Here is a 24,724-nt window from a genome sequence, read left to right as displayed (position 1 = left end):
TCATGAGTTTTGCAACAGGATTAAGCGGCTTGAGAGCCGCATCGAGTGATTTACAAACCACCGGTAATAACATTGCGAATGCCAATACGACAGGTTTTAAAAAATCGCGAGCCGAGTTTGCGGATGTGTATGCAACGAGCTTGGGTGGCGTGGCGAAGACTCAGCCTGGGGCTGGCGTCAAAGTGACCGAGGTTGCCCAGCAGTTTACTCAAGGTAATATTGATTTTACCGAAAACAGTTTGGATATTGCGATTAGCGGCAATGGCTTTTTTACATTGGCAAATAATGTAAACGATCCGCAGCCGACTAACTTTACTAGAAATGGAGCCTTTCAGCTAAATAAAGAGGGTTTTGTTGTCGATGATCGAGGGCGTTATTTGATGGCATTCAAGCCCAATGGCGAAACCATTGAAGAAGGCTTTAGCCAAGGCGTGTTTCAAGCTCTGCAGGTTGATACCAGTCAAGGCTTGCCGAGGGCTACGGAATCCGTCGATATGAAAATTAATCTTAATGCCGGAGATTTAGCGCCTACTTCGGTGTTCGATCCAAGCAATCCGGATTCATTCAATAATGTTACTTCGGCGACAATTTACGATTCGCAAGGTAACTCTCATACACTAAGCACCTATTATCGAAAAACTGGTGCTAATCAGTGGGATAGCTATGTTTATCTAAATGATAGAGGGGTGACTCTTGGTGCCAATCCAGTCTATGACGCTAACGATGCCATTGTGACGCCTGCAGGCAATGCGACCTTTGAGCCTGCAGGAACGACTCCGGCTCCAGTGCCCGTTACTTTTAGCGCATCCGGATTGTTATTGAATGTGAATGGCCAGGCCCCTTTATCCACCGGCTCCTTTCCGAGTAATATTTTCTTGAATGGTATTAATTTAGCGCCGGAATTTGTTGTCGAGGATTTGAATTTTGAGCTTGATTTTGCTGGAGGTACTCAATTCAATTCGGCATTCAGCGTTAATGATTTAAGACAAGACGGTTTGCCCTCCGGAAACTTGACTGGCATTGAAATTAGTAGCGAAGGAGTCATGTTCGCTCGGTTTAGTAACGGCGCTTCGAAGCCAATCGGTCAGATTGCTTTGGCTAGATTTCCGAATGATCAAGGATTGGCGAAATTGGGCGACACGAGTTGGGGCGAGAGTGCGGATTCGGGGCAACCGATATTCGGCTCGGCGGGATCCAATAACTTTGGAGTCATGCAGTCCGCAGCTTTGGAAAGTTCTAATGTGGATTTGTCCGAACAATTGGTGCGGCTGATTATCGCGCAGCAGGCTTATCAAGCCAATGCCCAGACTATAAGTACTCAAAACACGATAACGCAAACTATTTTGAATATTCGTTAATCAATTAGCAGGAGCTCGTCATGGATCGTAGCCTCTACATCGCAATGAGCGGCGCCAAGCAAACCTTGCTGGCGCAGTCGGCTAACGCCAATAATTTGGCGAATTCGCAGACCACCGGATTTAAATCCGATTTGGAGCAGTTCCGCAGCATGCCGGTATTCGGTCCTGGTTTTCCTACGCGTGTTTATGCGATGTCTGAGAGGCCGGGCATCGACTTGACTGCCGGGCCGATGCAAATTACCGGTCGGGATCTGGATGTCGCGATCAACGGCGAAGGATGGTTGGCGGTTCAAGGTCAGGACGGCAAGGAAGCCTATACGCGGGCCGGCGATTTGCGCTTGACACCGGAAGGCTTGCTACAAACCGGCACCGGTTTGCCGGTGTTCGGTAATGACGGCCCGATTGCAGTGCCTCCCGCTTCCAAGGTGTCGATCATGCCGGACGGCACGATTAACATCATTCCGCTAGGTGAAACGAACGCGGCGAATCAGGTTATCGTTGAACGCATCAAGATGGTTAATCCACCGCTCGACGATCTTGAAAAACAAAACGACGGTTTGCTTTACCTAAAGAATGGCGGCGTCGCGCAAGCCAGTGCCGATGTGAGGTTAGCGCAAGGTGCCTTGGAAGGTAGTAATGTTAGTACGATCGGTGCGATGGTCGCGATGATCGAATTGGCTAGGAATTTTGAATTGCAAACCAAGGTGATGAAGCAAGTCGATGACAATTCGGGCGTTAGCGCCAAGTTGATGCAAATGGCATAAGCCGTGCATCTATTAGTTAAAAGAGCCGGTAAAGACGGTAATTCGTCATCATAGGAGGTTATCATGACAGAAAGAGCATTATGGGTGGCTAAATCGGGTCTCGATGCCCAGCAAACACGGATGGCGGTAATTGCCAATAACTTGGCCAACGTTAATACGACCGGTTTCAAGAAGTCCAGAGCGATTTTCGAAGACTTGATCTATCAAAATATTCGTCAAGCCGGGTCGCAAACCAATCAAGGCAACGAGCTTCCCACCGGTTTGCAACTAGGTGCCGGAGTTAGAACAGTTGCCACCGAGAAATTGCATACTCAGGGGAATATGGTACAAACCGAAAATTCCTTGGATGTTGCAATCAGCGGGCGGGGTTTCTTTCAGGTTTTGATGCCCAACGGCGACATTACTTATACTCGAGACGGTTCGTTCAAATTGGATTCTTTGGGTCAAATCGTCACGGCCGGCGGTTTGTTGCTGGAGCCGGCGATTACCGTGCCGAACGATGCGATCAGTTTGTCGATTACACGGGACGGTACTGTTTCTGTTGTGCAGCCGGGAAGCCCGGCGGCGGTTCAATTGGGTCAGATTCAAACGGCCGATTTTATCAATTATGCAGGCCTTGAGCCGGTCGGCGAGAATCTGTTTCGCGAAACTGTTGCGAGCGGCCCTCCGGTGCTAGGTATCCCCGGCGAAAACGAATTCGGCGCCGTGTTCCAAGGATCTTTGGAAACCTCGAATGTCAATGTCGTCGAAGAACTCGTCAACATGATCGAGACGCAACGCGCTTACGAAATGAATTCCAAGGCGATTTCGACGACCGATCAAATGTTGTCCTATGTGACGCAACAACTTTAGGTGACCGTCATGGCGCATTTTAAATGGATAATATTCATATCCTTGTTTGCGGTAGCTTGTACGCCTTTACCGACTCGCGACCCGGCGTTCGCGCCGGTCGAACCTGCCGATTTGCGGGCGCCGGCCCAAAATAGCGGTTCGATTTATCAAGCCAATTACGATATGCGTTTATTCGAGGATCATACCGCCAAACGGGTTGGCGATATATTGACAATTCGGTTGGTGGAAAGAACGCAGGCAAAGAAATTATCAGATATGGAAGCTAGAAAAAATACTTCTTTGTCGGTAAAGGCGCCGATGATCTTCGGCATGGAAGCAGCTCAATTGCTAGGGCATGATGTCGAAACCGAAGTGGCGACAAATCATCAATTTACCGGCGAAGGCGAAGCCAATCAAAGTAACAGTCTCACCGGCGATTTATCGGTAACCGTCGTCGAGGTATTACCGAACGGTAATTTGAGAGTACGCGGCGAAAAACGTGTCGCGCTCAATCAGGGCAGCGAATATGTCCGCTTGTCAGGCATTGTCCGGCCGGTCGATATCGATGTCGCGAATAGCGTGCTTTCTAGTCGAGTGGCGGATGCGACAATCATGTATACCGGAGATGGTGCCGTTGCCGACGCCAGCAAAATGGGTTGGTTGGCGCGTTTTTTAATGAGTCCGTGGTTTCCGTTTTAATTCAGTAGTTTACCGGTTGTGAGGACTGGCAATGAAACAAATAAAGACTGTAATAGTCACTGCGTTGCTCTGGTTTGGCTTAATGACGACGGTCCATGCCGAGCGGATTAAAGATTTGGCCTCGGTAGCCGGCGTTAGAGCCAACCAGTTGGTTGGCTACGGCTTGGTTGTCGGTCTCGATAAGTCCGGAGACAGAACCTTATTCACCGGTCAGGCACTGCGTAGTATGTTGGCACGATTGGGTATGACATTGCCGCCGAATATCGATCCCAGGGCGCGTAATGTCGCCGCGGTTTCGATTCACGCCGAATTACCGCCTTTTTCGAAACCGGGGCAAACCATTGATGTGACAGTATCATCGATCGGCGATGCGAAAAGTTTGCGTGGCGGTTCGTTACTGATGAGCCCGCTGAAAGGCGCGGACGGTCAGGTTTATGCTGTCGCTCAGGGCAATCTAGTCGTGGGCGGTTTGAGCGCCGGCGGTCTAGACGGATCTAAAATTACCATCAACAACCCGGCTGTCGGTCGGATTCCCAATGGGGCAACGGTCGAGAGGGAGGTGGCAACGCCATTTGCCGACGGTCAGTTTCTGGTATTCAATTTGCATAACGCCGATTTTACCAATGCCAACCGCATGGCCGCAGAAATTAATCGAACTTTCGGGCAGAATACCGCGACAGCGATTGATGCGACTTCCGTCAAAGTCAGCGCACCGTCCGAGACGTCTCAGCGGGTCATGTTTACCTCCATGGTCGAAAATTTGACGCTAGCGGCAGACGATGCGCCGGCGCGAGTGATTATCAACTCCAGAACCGGCACTGTTGTGATCAACGGAAAAGTGACGGTGCAACCAGCCGCCGTGACGCACGGTAGCTTGACCGTAACGGTTAGTGAAAGCCCGCAAGTTGTTCAACCGGCGCCTTTCGGGGCAGGCGAAACGGCGGTGGTTCCGCAAACCGATATTATCGTCGAAGAAGAAAACAATCGAATGTTTATGTTTAATCCCGGTGTTTCGCTCGATGAAATCGTTGCCGCAGTCAATAATATCGGTGCGGCGCCGAGCGATTTGGTCGCCATATTAGAAGCGCTCAAGTCTGCAGGTTCCTTACGTGCGGAATTGATTGTCATTTAGCGGAGGTGGGTCGTGTTGAATCCAGGCAATGCCGATGTCTATACCGATTTTTCAGGTTTGTCCCGGTTACGAAATCAGGCTAAACAAGAAAAGCCGGGGGCGATCAACGAGGTCGCCAAACAATTCGAATCGTTATTTTTAAACATGGTATTGAAAAGTATGCGTGAGGCTAAATTAGCCGACAGCATGCTCGATAACGATCAGAGCGAATTTTATCGGGAAATGTACGATCAACAATTGGCCGTACATTTATCAGGCAAACCGGGCGTCGGTCTAGCCGATTTAATCGTTAAGCAATTAGGCGGCGAAAAAACCGGCGAAACCGAACGAATGACGCTTGACGATTATTTGAACAATCCGTTACAGCGATTTCCACCCGCAAATAAGGCTAAGAAGGATGCGTCGGATTTGATGCCGATTTCGTCCGGAGTCAAATCAAGGCTAATAAAAAACAGCAATCGGCCGATACAATCATTAGAGTCAAAATCCATCGGCAGCGAAGAGATAAAATCACAGGAGCCAATTCGAACAACAAGGCAATTTGTAAAACGTTTGCATGGTCATGCCGAGAAAGCCGCCGCCGAATTAGGTGTCGAACCTAAGGTGCTGCTGGCGCAAGCTGCCTTGGAAACCGGATGGGGCAGGTCGGTGATCAAACACAAGGACGGCAGCAGCAGTTTTAATTTGTTTAATATCAAGGCGGGATCTTCTTGGACGGGCAAGCGGACGAATGTTGCCACATTGGAATACGAAAAAGGTATTCCTCAAAAACAAATGGCCGGGTTTAGATCTTATGATTCTTATCAGGAAAGTTTCGACGACTATGTCCGGTTAGTGAAAAACAGCCCTCGTTACAGTCAAGCATTAAAGCATGCAGACAATCCGGGGCGCTACATGCAGGAGTTGCAAAAAGCCGGTTATGCGACCGACCCGCATTATGCGGATAAGGTGATGAGAATTTATCACAGCGACGATGTGGCGAGTTATCAACCGAATGTCGTTGTGGCGATGCAATAGTAGAGAATAATTTAGCAGGGCAATAAGATGAGTGGAATATTAGGCACGGCAATTTCAGGGCTTATGGCTTTTCAACGCTCGCTGGACACGACCAGTCACAATATTGCCAATGTCAATACCGAAGGCTACAGCCGGCAGCGTGTCGAATTGGCAGCAAAGCCCGCGCAATTTATCGGCTCCGGCTATATGGGCGCAGGCGTACAGGTTACCGATATTACCCGAAGTTACGATCAGTTCATCAGCGGGCAATTACGTTCCAGTGCCTCGGCTTTCGGTGAAGCGGATAAGTTGCAATCGATGGCTAGGCAAGTCGATTTTATTGTTGCGAACGATGAAACAGGTCTTGCGTTTTCATTAAGCGGGTTTTTTAAATCCGTGAATGATGTTGCAGGCGATCCGACATCGATTCCGGCCCGGCAAGTCATGCTTGGGGAAGCGGATTCTCTAGCGAACCACTTCAATATGATGGCGGGGCAATTGGATTCGTTGCGTAATCAAGTCAATGTCGATATGCAATCGATGGTCAATGAGATTAACTTGTTGGCCTCGGGTATTGCCGATTTAAACAAACGCATCGCTTCCGATATAGGGCAGTCTTCCGGCAGTAAAATGCCGAACGATTTGCTCGATGGCCGAGATCTAATGTTACAAAAATTGTCAACATTAACCAATGTTTCGGTGCTCGATCAGCAAGACGGTTCGGTTAGCGTATTCATCGGGCAGGGGCAATCGCTTGTATTGGGAATGAATGCATCGACCGTAAGTTTGAAGCCCTCCAATAGCGAGCCTGAACGCCAACAAGTACTTATCGGAGATCAAAATGTCTCGAAGTTCATTACCGGCGGACAATTGGCCGGAGTGATGCGTTTTCGCGATGAAATACTCAATCCCGCTCAACAGCAATTAGGCTTAGTTGCGGCTGGATTGAGCGTACGATTCAATGATCTGCATAAAGAAGGCTCCGATTTGAATGGCGATGACGGGCTGGACCTATTTTCGATGGGCAACCCGGAAATTGCTGTGATAGGAGATGATACTTTTCCCGGAGGCGGTGCCGTCAGCGCGGTTTTCGATCCCGCAACGATTAATCAATTGAAAGCCAGCGATTATCGTCTCGACTATATCGGCGGGAGCTATAGTTTGACGCGCTTGAGCGATAACGTGAATATTCCGATTTCGGGTACTTTTCCCGAGACGGTCGGCGGTATCGACATTGATGTGACGACAGCCCCAACCGGCGATGCCAGCTTTTTGATCCGGCCGACGTATAATGCGGCTAAAAATATCAAAACTGAAATAAAAGATCCCGCTTTGATCGCGGCGGCCGAGCAAGTGCCTCCAGGTGGAACGGCGTTGCCGGGCGACAATCGCAATGCATTGAAATTGGCGGATTTGGAATCGGGGGCGTTCATGACCGGCGGCCGGTCGTTGACTCAGACTTACGGTCAACTGGTATCGCAAATCGGTGTTGCGGCTCATTCGGCTAACGTGAGCCGGTCGGCTCAGGAAATATTATTCAACAGAGCCAGTCAAGCGAGAGAAAACCTTGCCGGTGTCAATCTCGATGAAGAAGCGGCTAATCTCATCAAGTATCAAAATTCTTATCAAGCTGCGGCGCAAGCCGTTAATGTTGCGCGCACGGTATTCGACACCATGCTGAACGCGTTCAGGTAACAGAGGATTAGTCATGCGAGTTTCAACAGCGTTTTCCCATCAGTTAAGTCTTAACTCAATGCTTAAACAGAGTGCGCAGCTCAATCAAACCCAGTTGAAGTTATCGTCGGGCAAGAAGATTCTGACGCCATCGGAAGACCCCGTTGCGGCGGTCAGAATTTTGGATTTTAAACAACGTATCGAACAAACCGAGCAATATCAACGTAATATCGATACGGCGCGGCAAAGACTTTCGCTGGAAGAAGTGACGCTGCAAACCGTTACCGATGTGGTTTTTTCGATTCGAGACCTCGTCTTGCAAGGCTTGAACGATATCAATAGCCCCTCTGAACGGCTGGCGATTGCCGATGCGTTGGATGGGTTGAACGAACAGCTAATGGGTTTGGCGAATACCAAAAATTCCAATGGCGAATATTTATTTGCAGGATTGGCCTCGCTTGAGGCACCGTTTAAGGATATCGATGCCGCGACTGATCCGCCTTTTTATGAATATGTCGGGGACAATACCCGGCGTTTTGTGAAGATCGGCGATGCAAGGCAGATTAGCGACGGCGATGACGGTGCGAGCGTGTTCGGCCCCTCTACACCCGGCGGAGTCGACAATATGCTCGATGTTGTTCGGAAGTTGTCGGATGAGTTTAAAAATAATAATCCGCAATCGGCGACTCTGGGTGAGCTGGATGTTGCCATGGATAGAGTTGCATCGATTCACTCCTCGGTCGGTACTCGGTTAAACGCGCTAGATCGTCAAGAAATATACAATGAAGATATTTTATTGAACATGAAAACAGTATTGTCGGAAACGGAAGACCTCGATTGGGCCGAAGCCATCAGCCGGTTCAATTTACAGACAATATCGTTACAAGCGGCTCAACAAACGTTTACCACAGTACAGCGACTCTCTTTATTCAATTACTTATAGCTTACAGACGAAGTCCAAACTCAGTTATTCTAAAAAGAGCAGTTGAGAGCCTCAAACTACCGTTCGCCCTGAGCCCTTCGGCTGCGCTCAGGAGAGCCCCGTCGAAGGGTGAATGGTAGTTTGAGGCTCCACCAAGACGGTGAAAGTGTTGTAGACCCTTCATGCTTCGACTTAGCTCAGCACGAACGGTCTACAACACATGTCAACTGCTCTTTGTTAGGGTTATACATATCGCTTTAATGCGTTTGCCCTGTATCTTGAGCCTCCAAAAGAGACAGTGATCTGCGCGTATGGGATAATCCGCTTGTTTATTTAGCATAGTAAGGATTTCATGCGGCGATTTATTCAACGTATGCCAGGACGAAATACCTGGCTGATTCTGCACCTTTACTTGGCGCTGGGCTTAGGTTTTTTATTTGTACTGATCGGCCTGACCGGCAGTCTTAGCGTTTATCGCGAGGAATTGGATGGTTTGTTGAATCCAAGTCTCAAGGTAGACAACCAATCCGGCAATTATTTGCCGCTCGATCGCATCATGGCTTCGGTCAAGGCGGTCCATCCGGCAAGGCATGGTCCATGGACATTGGAAATGCCGCAAACGCCGAGCGGCATGGTAACCGCTTGGTATGAAAAACCGCATGAGACGACCGGCGAACTCTACGCGCCGTTGATGGTTTCGGTCAATCCTTATACCGGGGAGGTCGTTGCCAGTCGGTTTTGGGGTAGTACGCTAACGACTTGGCTGCTTGATCTACACACGCAACTTCGGCTGGATCGAAGCGGTTGGCGAATGGTCGGTTATCTCGGCTTGTTGTTCGGCGTTTCGATTCTAACCGGAATCTATTTATGGTGGCCGGGCAAAGGGCGATTTTTGCAAGCCTTCAAGATTCGTTATCATTCCGGTATCGTTCGTTTGGCATTTGATCTGCACCGGATGATTGGCTTGGTCGGTGCGTTATTGTTGCCAACATTGATCGTCACCGGACTCCATTTGAGTTTTCCTTCCGTGTTGGAAAGTTTGACCGGTGCGGATAATTTGGGACACGGCGATCAAGGTCCGCCGATACGAAGTACCGCCGTTCCGAATGACAGGCCGGTTACGATGGAAGAGGCTGTGTTATTGGCCCGCGGTCCGTTTCCGAAAGCTAAACTCAGACGCATCACGACCCCGGCAGGTGCGTCCGGCATCTATCGTGTCGATTTGCGCCAAAACGAAGAAATCAATCGAAAGCATCCGTTTACGACCGTTTGGGTGGACCGCTGGAGCGGCCATATCAAGGCGGCGCGCGATCCTTATAGTTTTACGTCCGGTCAAGCTTTGACTATTGCTATCTGGCCGATTCATACCGGCGAAGCGTTGGGTCCTTGGGGCAGGTTTTTATGGTTTATAGTCGGGTGGCTTCCGCTGATACTTTATGTCAGCGGGTTGATGATTTGGTTGCGAAGGAAGGGCTGGCTTAAGGACAGGCCGGTGAACGTGCCGAATTTACGCCCTTTGCTGTCTTATGCGCTAACAATAGGGCAACGCATCGGCTTGGAGGGGATGCGTTGGGCCGGTTTATTGGTACGTTATATCGAGCGAAACGAACCTCATCTTAGAGTAAAGGCACAAAAGTTATGGCGGCGCTGCCTTGAGTTTGCATCCGGGTTATCGAAATAAATAATCTTAGCCCGGAATAAAAGAATCATTCTATACCCTTTGCTGGTCAAATTTCGGCGCCGGGGTGTCCGTCAAAGGACGCCGTGAATACGTCCATGTAGGCTCTGTGACAGCATCCCTGCTGTCAAAGCTTTTGCCGAAAACCCCGGCACCTCCATGCGTCAATGCCGAAATTTAAAGTGCGATGGGTATAATGTTCATGAAGGCCCGGCAAATGAAATTGTGCGGCGTGGGGAGGGTGCGGTCACTCGCTCGACAGGACGCCGTGAATACGTCCATGTAGGCTCGACGGCGGCTGTCCCTGCCGCCGACGCCTGTCGATCGAGCAACCGCACCCTCTCCGGAACCGGCATTGCCAGAACGGAGTTTTGCATATCGAAAAATTAGATAATGAATCCAAATTTACGATCTTTCACAGTAAAATCGGTAGTTTAGCCATGTAGCCCGTATGCAGCGTAGCGAAATACGGGAGTGGCGTGGCTCCGAGCTTCCCGGATTGCGCTACGCTCCATCCGGGCTACGCGGCTTCATATTCTTCATGGTGAAATGCTTTTTCTAAGATCAATGGAAAAACCCTCGTTTAATAATCACTTTTTAGCAGAACATGCCGCCTTATTGGGCGACAGTTATAATCGCTTGCTCGGTAAACCGCTGATTAACGGCATTTGCGGGAGTCAGGAATTTGCCGAAGCTTTGTTTCATGCGCCATTCGCCGTGGTTTCGCACGACACCGCCGACGACCCCGTGTTTAATTATGCGAATGCTCAGGCATTGACCTTATTCGAAATGAATTGGGATGAATTTACTCGGACGCCGTCCAGGCTATCCGCGGAACCGGTCAATCGGCAAGAACGAAGTCGTTTGTTGAAGAAGGTTACTGAACAGGGCTATATCGATCATTATCAAGGCGTGCGTATTTCGAGTACCGGAACCCGTTTCATGATCGAAAATGCCGTGGTTTGGAATCTGATCGATCGACACGGAAACTATAAAGGCCAGGCCGCCTGCTTCAGCGATTGGTGCTTTTTATAAAGTATACTTTTCACCGAATCTCAAAGCCGGCCGGAATATCGATGCCTGTCAGTTCTTCGGTTTCGATGTGATCGACCCGGGCCGTGATCGGTCCTTTATGACACCATCGTATCAACTTTTCCACCGCTTCCTTGGGGCCGGCCGCGACCACTTCGACCCGGCCGTCCTGCAGGTTTTTCGCGAATCCGGACAGTTGATGTTTCCGTGCTTCCTTTTGCGTGAAGGCGCGGAAGTAAACGCCTTGCACTCGGCCCGATACGAGTATTCTGACTTGTTTGGTCATTCGCTAATCCTCCAGCAATAATGAATCTTGGGATTTCGGGCAAAATCTTCCGGAATCGTCGCCGCCGTGATGTCTTCGATCACTAACTCCGATAGGGCCTCGGTGTCGAGTTTAAAGCGCCTGAAATTGGTCGAGAAATACAGCACGCCGCCGGGCGCCAGCAAGGCCGCCGCGTTTTCGATCAATTCGACATGGTCGTTTTGAATATCGAATACGTCGTCCATGCGCTTGGAGTTGGAAAACGTCGGCGGGTCCAAAAAGATCAGGTCGTATTGACGGGCATAAGGCTGTTTGGCTTCATCGGCCAGCCATTCCAAACAATCGGCGCGGATGAATTCGTGATCGCCGCCGGCTACATTCAAGGCCAGATTCTGCTCTGCCCAGTCCAGATAAGTTTTCGACATATCGACCGTGGTGGTCGATTTTGCGCCGCCGACAGCAGCATGCACCGTCGCGCTGCCGGTATAGGCGAACAGATTCAGAAAACGCTTGCCCTGGGCTTCCTGTTGAATACGCAGCCGCATCGGGCGATGATCGAGAAACACGCCGGTATCGAGATAATCGGCAAAATTGACGCGCAATTTGCAGCCGCCTTCTTCGATGACATGGAATTCGTTGTTGTGGCCTTGTTTTTCGTATTGATCGCTGCTTTTTTGCTTGCGCCGTATTTTCAGAAAGGCCTGTTCTTTCGGAATGCCGAATAAGTCCGGAATTTCCGCCAAGACCCCGGCCAAGCGTTGGTCGGCTTTGTCCGGGTCTATCGATTTCGGCGGTTCGTATTCCTGCACGATGATCCAGGTTTTATCGCCCCGGTACAGATCGACCGCGACCGCATATTCTGGCAGGTCGGCATCGTAAACCCGGTAACAATCGATTTGGTTTTGCTTGGCCCACTTGCTCAGTTTTTTCAGATTCTTCCTGACGCGGTTGGCGAACATTTCAGCACCGGTATCGCCGCTGCCGGTCACGCTTTCCGCAATTTGCGCGAGGCGTTCGTCGCGGTTTTTAGGCTTCGGAATAAAAAAGGCCGCATCGGCTATCGTCATGCGCAGCAATTTGCATTCGAGAGCGCCATTATAAAGCGTGATCGGTTTTTGCGAACGAATCCCGAGGCGGAATCCGAGTTCGGGATCGCTGACGATCAGCGCGGCTTGCCAGCCGGAAAATTCGGCTTTCAGCGTGTCACCGAACTTTTGATAAAGCTCGGCGGTTTCTTCCGCGTCGCCTAGGCGTTCTCCGTAAGGAGGATTACAGACCAAAAGGCCTTTCGGCCAGCCGGCGGCAGGCCGCGCATCGGCGATATCGCGCCGTTCCAGATGAATCTTGCCGTTGAATCCGGCTCGCTCGATGTGTAGCGCCGCCGCATTCAGGCTATGTCGGCTTTGGTCGAAGCCGACGATCATCGGCAATGTTTTCAGTCCGTCGGATTTACGTCGTTCGGCTTCGTCGATCAGATTTTGCCAAAGTTCGGGGTCATGCTTTTTCCAGCCGCTGAAACCGTAATGTTTGCGCAATAATCCCGGTGCGATATCGGCGGCGATCATCGCGCCTTCGACCAAAAGCGTGCCGGAACCGCACATCGGATCGAGCAGAGAGCCGTTTTGTTTGGCGATCGCGGGCCATCCCGAGCGGATCAGAATCGCCGCAGCCAAATTTTCCTTGATCGGCGCCTTGATGTTGATATCGCGATAACCGCGTTTATGCAAGCTTTCGCCGGACAGGTCGATGCTTAATTGCGCCTTTTCGCCGTGCAGATAAACATTGACGCGTAGCGACGGTTGTTCGGTGTCGATCGAAGGACGTTTGTTGAATTTCGCTCGCATTTGATCGACGATCGCGTCCTTGACCTTGAGCGCGCCGAAATGAGTATTGTTGATCGCTTTCGAGTTTTTCGCGCTGAACGTGACCGCGATCGAATCGTCCGGCTTTAGGTGTTCGAACCAGTTGATTTTCTTGACGCCGCGATACAGGTCGTCCTGGCTGTTGACATCGAAAGTGCTCAGCACCAGTAAGACTCGGTTGGCGACGCGCGACCATAGGCATACCCGGTAGGCGGTTTCAAGCGTGCCTTCGAACGCGACGCCGGCAACGGTTTGTTTGATATGATTTGCGCCCAGCATGGACAGTTCGTCGGCAAGCAGTTGTTCCAAGGCTTTCGGGGATGTCGCGAACAGTGAAAATGAGGTCATTATGAAGTAAGTTCCGTATGGGTTCGCACGCGAAAAGTGAGAACTGGATAATAAAAAACATAGTTTGAGCGAGTGCGCCGAGTATTTCAATTACAAATGATGGGTTAAGACGACTAGAATAGCTTGAATAAACGTAAATGATGCATGAATGTAAGTGGGTTTTTCCTCGTTCCCATCGCTACAGCGGGGGAATGCATAAAGTATGCGGCACTCAAGATCGAAAAATAACAATAAACTGAAGCGGGTTGATAAAACATGAAATCGGATAACCATTATAAACAACTAGGCTGCGCGGAATGTGCGGGCGGGGCCGGATTAGGTTTCGATTTCACGATGGCGTTTCAGCCCATCGTGAATACGACGACGCAGTCGATTTATGCTCATGAAGCCTTGGCGAGAGGTTTAAATAACGAGCCGGCAGGTAAGGTGTTCGAGCTGGTCAACGATGCAAATTGCTATCGATTCGACCAAAGTTGCCGCACAAAGGCGATTAAGTTGGCCTCGGAGTTGAATATGGATACTTTTTTGAGTATTAATTTTATGCCGAATGCGGTTTATCGCCCCGAGTTGTGCATAAGAACAACATTGGAAGCAGCCAAAATCTATGGATTTCCGGTCGATCGCATTATTTTCGAAATTACAGAAGGCGAGCAAGTTAAGGATCATGCGCATTTACTCGAAATCGTTCAGTATTATAAAGCGCAAGGTTTTAAAACCGCGATAGACGATTTCGGAGCCGGGTACTCCGGACTCAATTTATTAGCCGAAATCCAAACCGATATTATTAAACTGGATATGGCTTTGATTCGTCATATCGATCAAGACCGTAATCGGCAAGCCATAGTCAAAGCGATCTTGCAGCTATGCGGCGAGCTATCGATTATACCTCTTGCCGAAGGCATCGAAACTTATGAAGAGCTGAGTGTGCTGCAATCTTTTGGCTTGGAATTATTTCAAGGCTATTATTTCGCTAAGCCGGCATTTCAATCGTTGGCGGCTTTGACGCCGAATGCGTTTGCCGGCCGTTGAACGCCAGGGAGAGCGGATCATAGCGTTTATATCGGAAAAATTTGCCAAATACTCTTCCGCCGAAATGTCGCGAGTAAAGGCTGGACTAAATTCGAGTCGCAAAATTAACTTAACTAAGTGATAATCGCATATTTTTCGCGCCGTGCTTGGATTTTTGTCGTTTAAGAGATTAAGCCCGCCGTGTTGCATTCATTTAGTTAACGTGACGAACCATGACCGCCATTCAATATATCGATACTCCGCAAAAGCTTGACGAATTGTGCCGGCAAATCGCCAAGGAATCTTGGCTGGCGCTCGATACCGAATTTCTTAGGGAAAAAACCTATTATCCCAAATTTTGTTTGCTGCAAATCGCGACGCCCGAATGGGTTGCTTGTGTCGACCCGATCGCTTTGGATGATTTAAGCGCGCTGTTCGAAGCTATCTATAATCCGGCGATAACCAAAGTGTTCCATTCCTGCAGGCAAGATCTGGAAATATTTTATCAATTGACCGGTAAAATTCCGCAGCCGATTTTCGATACGCAAATTGCCGCACCCTTGTTGGGATTTCAGGAAAATCCCGGTTATGCGATGCTGGTATCGAGTTTTTTGAATATTAATCTGAGCAAAGCCCATACCCGCACCGACTGGACCGTTAGGCCGCTCAGTCAGGAGCAATTACAGTATGCAGCCGACGACGTGATTTATTTATGTCAAATTTATCAAACCATGCTCAAGAAATTGGCCGAGCTCAATCGTAGGGATTGGCTGGAAAGCGATTTTGCGATGTTGAACGATCCCGAACTTTACGATATTTCACCGGAAAATGCTTGGCTTAAAATTCGCGGCAAAAATAAACTGACCGGTAAGCAATTATCAATCGTACAAACCTTGGCCGAGTGGCGCGAGCAAACCGCGCAAAAAGAAGATAGGCCTCGAAATTGGCTGCTTCGCGACGATATGATGTTTGAGTTGGCAAAGCAGCAACCCGGTACTGTCGACGAAATGTTGAAAGTCCATAATATCAATGAGCGCATGGTTAACAAGCACGGCAAAGTACTTTGTCAATTGATCAATGAAGCCAAGCAAAAGCCGCCGATACCACTGCACGAAAATGGCCGATCCCCCAAAAAGACCCAGCAGCAAGAAGCTATTTTGGATATTTTGACGGCATTGGTACGCATTAGAGCGGACGAAAATTCACTGAATCCGGCTATCTTGGCTGACCGTAAGGCATTGGAATTATTATTGTTTGAAGATCCCGAGTCTTTATTGTTGAAAGGTTGGCGCTATGCAATGGCCGGCCGCGAGTTGATGGGATTATTGAAAGGCGAGCAAGTGCTCGGTATTGATGGAGAAAAAGTCTATACCATTGATAATCCTTCTAGTTGATATACCCACTGCACTTCAAATTTCGGCGATGCTTAAGGAGGTCTGGAGAATCCAGTTGCTATAGATGGCAGGCTTTTCCGGTTCCCACGACCCTCTTCTGTGGGACCCCATATCTTGGCTATCGAGATAAGGTTGGTGTGTATCCCCATGCAGTAGCGGTGGGAACAAGGATTGCTTGCATTCAGGCCCTAGCGTGCCTCAAAAGCTCGCTATCTATGGAACTGGATTCCGCCAGTCCATGGCGGAATGACGGGTTTACCTAAACTTAATATACCCATCGCACTTCAAATTTCGGCATTGACGCATGGAGGCGCCGGGGTGTTCGGCCAGCAATTCCCAATTTGGAGATCAAAAAGGGTGTGGGGTATGCTTGGCGAGGATGTCGGCAGCAGGGCGCTGCCGCCAAGCCCCCATGGATGGGTTTACGGCGTTCCTCGACAGGCATACCCCACACCCTAAAATCGGCGAAACTGCTCAAACTGGGAAGTGCTGGTGTTCGGCAAAGGCTTTGACAGCAGGGATGCTGTTCACAGAGCCTACATGGACGTATTCACGGCGTCCTTTGACGGACCCCCCGGCGCCGAAATTTGACCAGCAAAGGGTATAGAAGTAAGCTGATACCCCCATTACACTTTAGGTTTTGGCATTAGCGCATGGATGCATCGGGGGAATCCAGTTGTCATGGATTACAGGAATTTTCGGATTATCCGATGTTGGGAGCGGTACTCGATGCATAAAATAGTGACTATTTTGCTACGGATTAGCGTTGTCGCGGTATTGATCGCATTGTTAACTATTCGGTCGACACTGCCAGGAACTGAGCCGATTCGTATTGGCGTGATTTATTCGCTGACCGGCACGATGTCGGTCAGCGAGGCGCCATTGATCGATGCGATTAGCTTGGCGGTCGACGAAATCAATAACGAAGGCGGGCTGTTGGGACGTTCCGTCGCAATGACGGTTGTCGACGGACAGTCCGATTGGCATGTATTTGCAGGTGAGGCAGAGCGACTGATCACACAAGAGAAAGTCGGTGCATTGTTTGCTTGTTGGACATCTGCTTGTCGTAAGGCAGTCAAACCGGTCGTTGAGCGCCTTGATCATCTTCTTTTTTATCCGGTCCAATATGAGGGGCTCGAGCAGTCGCCCAATATCGTCTACACCGGCTCCGCGCCGAATCAAAAAATTGTTCCTGGGACCCATTGGGCGCTCGAGAATTTCGGAAGCCGCGTCTATCTAGTCGGTTCGGATTATGTTTTTCCCCATACGGCAAATATCATTATTCGTGATTTGAGCATCGCGATTGACGGACACGTGTTAGCCGAACATTATGTACCTTTAGGCCAACAAGATGTTTCCTTAGTCGTTCGAGACATCCTGGAGCAAAGGCCCGATGCCGTACTGAGTACCTTGAACGGCGATACCAATAAGGCATTTTTTGCCGGATTACTTGCCGCGGGTTTGGCTGACATACCGTTGATGTCGTTTAGCGTTAGCGAAGGTGAGATGCAGGCCTGGGGAGGCGATAAGTTCAAACGGCATTTTACGGTAAGCAGTTATTTTCAATCGATAGATCGTCCTGAAAACAAACAATTCGTTAACGCATTCGGAGCGCGTTTCGGCAAGGACCGTTTGATTGGCGATGCGATGGAGGCAGCTTATGTGAGTGTAAAACTTTGGGCTCAAGCGGTTCGTGATGCAGGGTCGGCCGAAGCGACGCGCGTAAATCGAACAATATTAAGACAAACTGTGAACGGCCCTTCGGCAATTACGTCGGTCGATTTATCGACCCGGCATACTTGGAAAATGGTGCGTATCGGGCAAGTGATGCCCGGAGGGCAATTTGAACAGGTTTTTGCCACCGAAAAGCCGCTGCGTCCTAAGCCTTGGCCGTACTATCGGACTCGGGAGCAGTGGTTGGATGTGTTGGAAAGCTTGCAACCTGGCGGTAAAGCCGGTGCAAGTCAGGGGTTACAGGCCGATGTCGCATTCGAGGATCAATCCTTGCCACACAAGGACAGCCAATGATTCTAGGCAAAATCATTCCTCGTTCTTTATTGGTTTTTTTGATGGTGTCGCCTTTGCCATTGGCAGGTTTGGCTTATTTGTTCGTCGGAACGTTCGAGCAAGAGTTGACCAGAACGGTCATGACACATTTGGCTTCGATTGCCGATAAAAAACATGATCAAATCGAGGCTTATCTAAACGAACGGTTGGCCGATGCTCAACTATTAGCCAATATGCCGTTAACGCATCAAACTTTGGACACGCTTTCGGCTTTATTCGACGAATCGATTGATTCAGTGCGTTACCAAGATGAACTACGGAAATATCGAAACGATTTTGTCAGATTTCAAGACAGTAGCGGTTATTATGATGTGTTGTTGATCGATAAACTCGGCAATGTCATTTTCTCGATATTGCATGAAGACGACCTCGGTAGCAATTTAAATTCCGGGTTTTTACGCGATACGCCATTGGCTGAAGCCCAGCGTAGCGCTTTGGCATTGCTCGATACTCAATTGACGCCGGCCGCACCGTACGGACCTTCCGCGGATAGGCCGGCTGTTTTTATCGTCACGCCGTTGCTGCGCGACGGCAGGCCGATTGGAACCTTGGCCTTTCAAGTGAATCTCGATCGATTGATTAAAGTTTCCGCAGACAACACCGGCTTGGGCGAGACCGGCGAGACTGTTTTGGCGCAGCGTGAAGGCAATCATGCATTGTATGTCGGTCCTTTAAGTCGAATCGGCGAAGCCGCTTTTCGCTATCGAGTACCATTGACGGAAACCGCCAGTCCGATGCGCTCCGCCTTATCGGGTGAAGTCGGTATGGGCATGAGTCAGGATTATGTGGGCGTCGATATCGTTTCGGTATGGCGCTATTTACCATCTTTGAGTTGGGGGATGGTCGTCAAAATGGATGTCGACGAAGCTCTTGCCGCGGTTCAGCGACTACGGCAACTGACTTGGGGAGCCTTGGCGCTATTGTTTGTTTTGTCGAGTATTACCGCGCTGTGGTTTGGCAGGGCTTTGATTTTGCCGATTCGTAGAGTGACTGAAGTTGCCGGGTTTATTGCCGGCGGCGATATCGATCGAAGAGTGCCGGTCGAAGGCTGGCAGGAACTGAAGGAGTTGGCGGGCAGTTTCAATCGTATGACCGACCGGTTGGCGGAAGATCAATTGCTGTTGGAACTCCGCGTCGAGCAGCGCACTACAGATTTGGAAAGCGCGAACCGGCGTTTACAGGATTTGTTAACGCTTCATGCCGCGATACTCGATAATGCCGCGCATGCGATTATGGCCACGACTCCAGAAGGCATCATTACCGTATTCAACCGTGCCGCCGAAGACATGCTGGGCTATCTGGCGGACGAAGTGATCGGCAAGCAAAGCCCCGACATATTTCATGATCCTGACGAGCTTCAAAAGCGGGCGCAAGAGTTTTCCGAACAGTTGGGTATGTCGGTAGCGCCCGGTTTCGATACGATTATTGCTAAATCGCGTAATAATAAACCCAATGAGCATGAATGGCTCTATCGGCGTAAGGATGGCTCGGCGATTCCGGTTTTGTTGTCCGTTAGCATGATGCGTAATGTCGACCGGATGATTAGCGGCTATCTCGGGATAGCGGTCGATATCGGTAAATTAAAAAAAGTCGAGCAAGCGCTGTTGGATAGCGAAATACGTTTTCGTACGATTTTTGAAAAAGCCAGTATCGGCATGGTCTTTGCCGATGCCGAGGGTAATTTGTTGCAGGTGAACGATAGTTTGGCTCGCTTTTTAGAATATTCGGCGGCCGAATTATCGAGTGTCAATTTCGCAACGCTAACCCACGCCGATGACTTGTCGATGGAAGTGGGTTTGGTTGAAGAAATCGTAGAGGGTCGAAGAGACGATTACCGGCTTGAAAAGCGATACGTCACAAAATCCGGACGAGTCGTTTGGGGGGATTTGACGGTAACAGTATTGCGAGACCTGCAAGGGCAAGCGGTCAATTTTATCGGCATGATTATCGATATCAGTGCGCGTAAGGAGTCCGAAGCCGAGTATCGCACCATTCTCGAAACGACTCAGGACGGTTTTGCGTTGTGCGACAGTCAGGGCCGTTTTATCGATGTCAATGACGCTTATTGCCGTTTAATCGGCTATGAACGGGATGAATTGCAGCAAATGACAATACCGAATATCGAAGCGATCGAAAGCCCCGAACAAACTCAACAGCATCTCGATAATATTTTTAAAAACGGGGCGGATCGATTTGAAACCCGGCATCGGCATAAAGATGGCCGATTATTGGATATCGAAGTTAGCGTCAATTATTTACCGGTCAGCGAAGGCCGATTGGTCGTCTTTTTGCGCGATATCGGTGCTCGAAAGGAAACCGAAGCTGCATTAATTGAAGCCAAGCAAAGCGCGGAGGCGGCCAATCGGGCCAAGTCGGCGTTTCTTGCCAATATGAGTCATGAAATTCGCACGCCGATGAATGCCATATTGGGCTTGACGCAACTGGTTCTGGAAACCGATCTCAATGCCCGGCAGAAGGATTTTCTGCAAAAAGTGCATGCTTCGTCGAAAGCCTTGCTGAGCATTCTTAACGATGTGCTCGATTATTCGAAAATCGAGGCCGGGCGACTGGAAATAGAGCGGGTGTCGTTTCGGGTGGAGTCGGTGCTGACATCGGTCGCCGATTTGTTCGCCGCGCGCATTGAGGAAAAAGGTTTGGAACTTTTTTTCGAAATCGACGCCCCTGCAAATCGTACTTTGATTGGCGATCCGTTACGTTTGACTCAGGTGCTCAATAATCTGGTCGGTAATGCCATTAAGTTTACGAACGAAGGCGAAGTTCATATCAAGGTCGAAGCGATTGAGCAGAGCGACGATTCGTTATTATTGCAATTCTCGGTTCGCGATACCGGCATCGGTTTGTCCCAGGAAAAAGCCGAGTTATTATTTCAGCCGTTTACGCAAGCCGATAGTTCGATTACAAGGCAGTTCGGCGGAACCGGTTTGGGTTTGGCTATTTGCAGCAAGATAGTCGCTTTAATGGAGGGCACGATAGGTGCCGCCGGCGTCGAAGGCGAGGGGGCTGTTTTTACGTTTACGGTTCGTGTCGGTATCGAATCGGAAGCACCGCAAAATCTCGATTTAAGCCGGATCCGAGCTCAGCGGGTACTTGTCGTTGACGATCAATCGACTTCCCGTTTGATACTCAAGTGCTTGTTGACCCAGTGGGGACTGTATTGCGAAACATCGGATTCGGGAGAAAATGCCTTGCGACAGATTTATCAGGCGGAACAAAAGCATTGTCCGTTTTCGACGGTTCTGCTCGATTGGCGCATGCCCGGTATGAGCGGAGCCGAAGTAGCCGAGCGTCTCGAAAACGATTGCCGTAAGGGCTTGTTGAAACATCCGCTGACAGTGATCATGATTACGGCTTATGATAAAGAGCAGCTTTTGGCTCAAACCGATAGGATACATTTTGATAAGATTTTGACCAAACCGGTAACGCCATCGGTATTATACGAAACGCTGGCCGGGCATTCCGTGATTCCCAAGCCTGAAGATAACGTCTTTAGTGCGATTCGTCTCGATGGCGTGAAAATTTTGGTGGTTGAGGATAATGCGCTCAACCAAGAAGTCGTTGTTGAAATTTTGCAAAATCGAGGCGCATCGGTCACGGTTGCCGAAAACGGCCGTGTTGCGTTAAACAAACTTGAGCAAGAAAACTTCGATTTGGTGCTGATGGATCTGCAGATGCCGGAAATGGACGGTTTCGAAGCCACGCGCCGAATCAAGGCGATACCGGATTATCATGCGTTACCGGTCGTCGTAATGAGTGCGGCGGTAATGCCGGAGGAACGTGCTCGATGCCGACTTGCCGGCGCAGACGATTTTGTTGCAAAGCCGGTCGACCCTAGCGACCTTGAACGTTTGTTGGTTAAATGGCTCAATCGCGTGAATGTCAAAGCGGCAACAGGCAGGCTAAATTTGGAACCCGGAGTTACTAATACCGTCGAATTCCCTGATTTGCCCGGCTTCGATATCGACCGGGCATTAAGGAGGGTCGATGGTAATGCCGTGTTATTACGCCGACTGCTGGCCGGATTTGCCGATGAGCACAGCAATTCGCCGGCACAATTCGACCGGCTAATGCAGGAGCAACGATACGACGAAGCGGCAGCCTTGTTGCACACTATTAAAGGTTTGGCCGGGCATTTGGGTGCGGATTCGTTGAGCCGAGCGGCTGCCGCATTGGAAAAGGAGATATATGCCGGATCTAATTCCGACCTATGCCGATTTTTCAGCGAACAACTCCAGCGGGCCGTTGACACGATTACCAATGCTTTGACGGCGTTTGAAACGGATGATGTCCAAACATCGGATGCCGATGAAAAAGCCATCGCGAATGTATTAAATGATTTGTTACCCTATGTCGAGGAGCGGGAGTTGATTCCTGAAACTTCTTTGGAGGCATTATCGGAGCTTCATGACTCAGGCCATGCCGGCGAAATGCTGAATCGCTTGCGAAAGCAACTCGACAGATTCGATTACAGCGGCGCAATGACCACGATTGAACGACTTTTGACCTTGTTAAAACAGGATAGTTAAATGGTGGACGAACCCGGGAAGAAACTGCTTATATTATTGGTTGACGACGTACCCGAAAATATTCATGTTTTGGCGGCGGCGTTGAAAGCCGATTACCGTATCAAAATCGCCGTAAACGGTCCTGCCGCGTTGGATTTGGCGCAACGGAGCGACAGACCCGAGCTGATTCTACTGGATGTGATGATGCCCGGCATGAATGGTATCGAGGTGATGCGGGAATTGCGTTCGCGACCGGCAACAAAAGATATTCCGGTGATATTCGTCAGTGCCGACAGTTCCGAGCAAAGTCAAGTTGCGGGCTTGGATCTTGGCGCCGACGACTATTTAACCAAGCCGGTCGTGGTTCCTGTATTGATGGCCCGGGTACGCAATATACTGCAACGCAAGTGCGCTGAGGCTCAATTGCGCCTGGCAGCCCATGTGTTCGACCACAGCGGCGAAGCCATCATGATTACCGATCGAAACAATCGTATTCTTCAGGTTAATCCCGCATTCATACGCTTAACCGGATACGCAGCGAGTGAGGTCCGCGGAAAAAGCCCCAGCATCCTGGCTTCAGGTAAAACGACTCCAGACGAATATCGCGCGATGTGGCACTCGATCAATGAGACGGGGTTTTGGCAAGGCGAGATTTGGGATCGGCATAAGGACGGCTGCGTCTATCCGAAACTCTTGACGATATCGGTCGTGCGCAGCGTATCAGGTTCGGTCGATTATTATATAGCCAGTTTTGCCGATATCAGTGCGCAAAAAGCCACCGAGGAAAAGATTCGCCATATCGCGCATCACGACCCTTTGACCGATTTACCGAACCGTTTATATCTGCAAATCAGTCTGAAGCAGACGATGCTGCTGGTTCGCCGTAAAGAAGAAGAGGCGGCCGTGATGTTCATCGATTTGGATCGGTTTAAGGTGATTAACGATTCGTTGGGACATCAGGTAGGCGACGGCCTGTTGATCGAAGTGGCGCATCGGCTTAAGGAAAGTGTGCGCGATAGCGATTTGGTCGTGCGTTTGGGCGGTGATGAGTTCGTGATTGTATTGACCGATAAAAATGCCGCGCATGCCTCAGCCCATGTTGCCGATAAAATATTAACCGCGTTGTCGAAACCTTATTTAGTTAATGGGATTAATTTACGGACGACGCCTAGCATTGGTATCAGTCTTTATCCGCACGATGGCGAGACCATCGAGTTGTTGATGAAAAATGCCGATACCGCGATGTATCATGCTAAAGCGGTCGGGCGTAACAATTACCAGTTTTTCCGGGCCGAGATGAAGCATCTCACCAATGATCGATTGTTGTTGGAGCATAGTCTTCATGAAGCCTTGGAAAAAGGGCAGTTTTATTTACACTACCAGCCACAAGTTAAATCCGAAAACGACCATGTGATCGGTTTGGAGGTATTGCTTCGTTGGGGGCACCCCGTTTTAGGCAATGTTCCGCCCGATCAATTCATTCCGGTCGCCGAGGAAATCGGTTTGATAGGCCGGCTAGGCGAGTGGGTGCTCAATACCGCTTGTTCGCAATTACGGGATTGGCGAAGTCAAGGTTTCAAGGATGTGCGTATTGCGGTGAATCTATCGGTACAGCAATTGCGGCAAGCGCATTTGGTCGAGCGGGTTGCGAGCGTTTTACGGGCAAACGAGCTGGCGGGGGGCGATTTGGAATTGGAAATCACCGAATCTGCGGCGATGCTGAATCCTGAAGTTGCGATCGAGATTTTCAATGCTTTGCGAAACATCGGCGTGGAACTCGCCATCGATGATTTTGGAACCGGCTATTCATCGTTGTCTTATTTGAAATTATTGCCGATTCAACGCTTGAAATTGGATCGTACCTTTGTCAAAGACATCGAAACCGATCCGAACGATGCGGCTATTTGTTCGGCAACGATTGCGCTGGCTCATGCGCTCGGTATCGAGGTGGTTGCCGAAGGCGTTGAAACCGAGGCGCAGCGAGATTATCTGCTGCATAGAGAAGCCGATATAATGCAAGGCTTTTTGTTTGCCAAGCCGATGCCGGCGGAAGCCGTTCCGGTTTTTTTGAATAGTCCTCGGGCGGTTTAGACGCAAAGATCGAGCAATTCCTAATTTAACGTTCATGAAAGCCCAGCAATCGCCCGACAGGACGCCGTGAACCCAGCACC

General features: G+C 49.8%; 17 protein-coding genes. 15 read left to right on the top strand and 2 right to left on the bottom strand.

Annotated features, from left to right (window positions below):
- The first annotated feature begins 2 nt into the window (after positions 1-2).
- The 10 genes from flgE to EQU24_RS16785 all read left to right on the top strand — a co-directional run bounded on the left by flgE (position 3) and on the right by EQU24_RS16785 (position 11,089).
- A complete protein-coding gene (gene flgE, locus EQU24_RS16830) occupies positions 3-1,358 on the top strand; it encodes a flagellar hook protein FlgE (RefSeq protein WP_017842460.1) in 1,356 nt (451 codons plus the stop codon).
- A 20-nt stretch (positions 1,359-1,378) separates the two neighbouring features.
- Positions 1,379-2,122 (top strand): flagellar basal-body rod protein FlgF, encoded by a 744-nt coding sequence (gene flgF, locus EQU24_RS16825; RefSeq protein WP_017842461.1) that lies wholly within the window; start codon positions 1,379-1,381, stop codon positions 2,120-2,122.
- Between the two features lie 63 nt (positions 2,123-2,185).
- The gene (gene flgG / locus EQU24_RS16820; protein WP_017842462.1) at positions 2,186-2,974 is read left to right on the top strand and encodes a flagellar basal-body rod protein FlgG; all 789 of its coding nucleotides are present in this window, start codon (positions 2,186-2,188) and stop codon (positions 2,972-2,974) included.
- A 9-nt stretch (positions 2,975-2,983) separates the two neighbouring features.
- On the top strand, positions 2,984-3,652 hold the full coding sequence (flgH, locus tag EQU24_RS16815) for a flagellar basal body L-ring protein FlgH (RefSeq protein ID WP_017842463.1): 669 nt from the start codon (positions 2,984-2,986) through the stop codon (positions 3,650-3,652).
- Between the two features lie 31 nt (positions 3,653-3,683).
- Complete coding sequence (locus tag EQU24_RS16810) at positions 3,684-4,784, top strand: flagellar basal body P-ring protein FlgI (RefSeq protein ID WP_017842464.1); 1,101 nt, start codon at positions 3,684-3,686, stop codon at positions 4,782-4,784.
- Between the two features lie 12 nt (positions 4,785-4,796).
- Positions 4,797-5,801, top strand: coding sequence for a flagellar assembly peptidoglycan hydrolase FlgJ (gene flgJ, locus EQU24_RS16805; RefSeq protein WP_017842465.1), 1,005 nt, complete (start codon positions 4,797-4,799; stop codon positions 5,799-5,801).
- Positions 5,802-5,828: 27 nt separating this feature from the next.
- Positions 5,829-7,475, top strand: coding sequence for a flagellar hook-associated protein FlgK (gene flgK / locus EQU24_RS16800; protein ID WP_040575370.1), 1,647 nt, complete (start codon positions 5,829-5,831; stop codon positions 7,473-7,475).
- A 13-nt stretch (positions 7,476-7,488) separates the two neighbouring features.
- Complete coding sequence (flgL, locus tag EQU24_RS16795; RefSeq protein WP_026130363.1) at positions 7,489-8,397, top strand: flagellar hook-associated protein FlgL; 909 nt, start codon at positions 7,489-7,491, stop codon at positions 8,395-8,397.
- Positions 8,398-8,728: 331 nt separating this feature from the next.
- Complete coding sequence (locus EQU24_RS16790) at positions 8,729-10,057, top strand: PepSY-associated TM helix domain-containing protein (RefSeq protein WP_017842468.1); 1,329 nt, start codon at positions 8,729-8,731, stop codon at positions 10,055-10,057.
- Positions 10,058-10,621: 564 nt separating this feature from the next.
- The gene (locus EQU24_RS16785) at positions 10,622-11,089 is read left to right on the top strand and encodes an MEKHLA domain-containing protein (protein ID WP_017842469.1); all 468 of its coding nucleotides are present in this window, start codon (positions 10,622-10,624) and stop codon (positions 11,087-11,089) included.
- A gap of 10 nt (positions 11,090-11,099) precedes the next feature.
- On the opposite strand, the gene EQU24_RS16780 is transcribed toward EQU24_RS16785, so the two are convergent.
- Both EQU24_RS16780 and rlmKL read right to left on the bottom strand, forming a co-directional pair.
- Positions 11,100-11,372: an acylphosphatase gene (locus EQU24_RS16780; protein ID WP_017842470.1), complete on the bottom strand. Its 273-nt coding sequence runs from the start codon at positions 11,370-11,372 to the stop codon at positions 11,100-11,102.
- The gene (gene rlmKL / locus EQU24_RS16775) at positions 11,369-13,561 is read right to left on the bottom strand and encodes a bifunctional 23S rRNA (guanine(2069)-N(7))-methyltransferase RlmK/23S rRNA (guanine(2445)-N(2))-methyltransferase RlmL (RefSeq protein ID WP_017842471.1); all 2,193 of its coding nucleotides are present in this window, start codon (positions 13,559-13,561) and stop codon (positions 11,369-11,371) included. The genes EQU24_RS16780 and rlmKL overlap by 4 nt, the downstream gene beginning before the upstream one ends.
- 255 nt (positions 13,562-13,816) lie before the next feature.
- On the opposite strand from rlmKL, the gene EQU24_RS16770 reads away from it, so the two are divergent.
- From EQU24_RS16770 to EQU24_RS16745, 5 genes are all read left to right on the top strand, one after another.
- Positions 13,817-14,590, top strand: a complete 774-nt coding sequence (locus tag EQU24_RS16770) for an EAL domain-containing protein (RefSeq protein ID WP_017842472.1) — start codon at positions 13,817-13,819, stop codon at positions 14,588-14,590.
- A 212-nt stretch (positions 14,591-14,802) separates the two neighbouring features.
- Positions 14,803-15,963 carry a ribonuclease D gene (gene rnd, locus EQU24_RS16765; RefSeq protein WP_017842473.1) on the top strand — a complete coding sequence of 387 codons (1,161 nt, stop codon included), beginning with the start codon at positions 14,803-14,805 and terminating at the stop codon, positions 15,961-15,963.
- Positions 15,964-16,692: 729 nt separating this feature from the next.
- Positions 16,693-17,991, top strand: a complete 1,299-nt coding sequence (locus EQU24_RS16755; RefSeq protein WP_017842474.1) for an urea ABC transporter substrate-binding protein — start codon at positions 16,693-16,695, stop codon at positions 17,989-17,991.
- On the top strand, positions 17,988-22,574 hold the full coding sequence (locus EQU24_RS16750; protein ID WP_017842475.1) for a PAS domain S-box protein: 4,587 nt from the start codon (positions 17,988-17,990) through the stop codon (positions 22,572-22,574). The genes EQU24_RS16755 and EQU24_RS16750 overlap by 4 nt, the downstream gene beginning before the upstream one ends.
- Positions 22,575-24,644, top strand: coding sequence for a putative bifunctional diguanylate cyclase/phosphodiesterase (locus EQU24_RS16745; protein ID WP_017842476.1), 2,070 nt, complete (start codon positions 22,575-22,577; stop codon positions 24,642-24,644).
- Positions 24,645-24,724 lie beyond the last annotated feature (80 nt).

This window comes from Methylotuvimicrobium buryatense, assembly GCF_005931095.1.
In the GTDB taxonomy this organism is placed as follows: Bacteria; Pseudomonadota; Gammaproteobacteria; order Methylococcales; family Methylomonadaceae; genus Methylotuvimicrobium; species Methylotuvimicrobium buryatense.
This window is presented reverse-complemented; position numbering and strand designations above follow the sequence as displayed.

Excerpts from the sequence above, each read along its gene's own strand:
- EQU24_RS16780 (WP_017842470.1), bottom strand. The coding sequence starts at position 11,372 with ATGACCAAACAAGTCAGAATACTCGTATCGGGCCGAGTGCAAGGCGTT.
- EQU24_RS16790 (WP_017842468.1), top strand. The coding sequence starts at position 8,729 with ATGCGGCGATTTATTCAACGTATGCCAGGACGAAATACCTGGCTGATT.
- rlmKL (WP_017842471.1), bottom strand. The coding sequence starts at position 13,561 with ATGACCTCATTTTCACTGTTCGCGACATCCCCGAAAGCCTTGGAACAA.
- EQU24_RS16810 (WP_017842464.1), top strand. The coding sequence starts at position 3,684 with ATGAAACAAATAAAGACTGTAATAGTCACTGCGTTGCTCTGGTTTGGC.
- EQU24_RS16770 (WP_017842472.1), top strand. The coding sequence starts at position 13,817 with ATGAAATCGGATAACCATTATAAACAACTAGGCTGCGCGGAATGTGCG.
- flgL (WP_026130363.1), top strand. The coding sequence starts at position 7,489 with ATGCGAGTTTCAACAGCGTTTTCCCATCAGTTAAGTCTTAACTCAATG.
- EQU24_RS16750 (WP_017842475.1), top strand. The coding sequence starts at position 17,988 with ATGATTCTAGGCAAAATCATTCCTCGTTCTTTATTGGTTTTTTTGATG.
- flgG (WP_017842462.1), top strand. The coding sequence starts at position 2,186 with ATGACAGAAAGAGCATTATGGGTGGCTAAATCGGGTCTCGATGCCCAG.
- flgF (WP_017842461.1), top strand. The coding sequence starts at position 1,379 with ATGGATCGTAGCCTCTACATCGCAATGAGCGGCGCCAAGCAAACCTTG.
- flgH (WP_017842463.1), top strand. The coding sequence starts at position 2,984 with ATGGCGCATTTTAAATGGATAATATTCATATCCTTGTTTGCGGTAGCT.
- EQU24_RS16785 (WP_017842469.1), top strand. The coding sequence starts at position 10,622 with ATGGAAAAACCCTCGTTTAATAATCACTTTTTAGCAGAACATGCCGCC.
- EQU24_RS16755 (WP_017842474.1), top strand. The coding sequence starts at position 16,693 with ATGCATAAAATAGTGACTATTTTGCTACGGATTAGCGTTGTCGCGGTA.
- flgK (WP_040575370.1), top strand. The coding sequence starts at position 5,829 with ATGAGTGGAATATTAGGCACGGCAATTTCAGGGCTTATGGCTTTTCAA.
- flgE (WP_017842460.1), top strand. The coding sequence starts at position 3 with ATGAGTTTTGCAACAGGATTAAGCGGCTTGAGAGCCGCATCGAGTGAT.
- EQU24_RS16745 (WP_017842476.1), top strand. The coding sequence starts at position 22,575 with ATGGTGGACGAACCCGGGAAGAAACTGCTTATATTATTGGTTGACGAC.
- rnd (WP_017842473.1), top strand. The coding sequence starts at position 14,803 with ATGACCGCCATTCAATATATCGATACTCCGCAAAAGCTTGACGAATTG.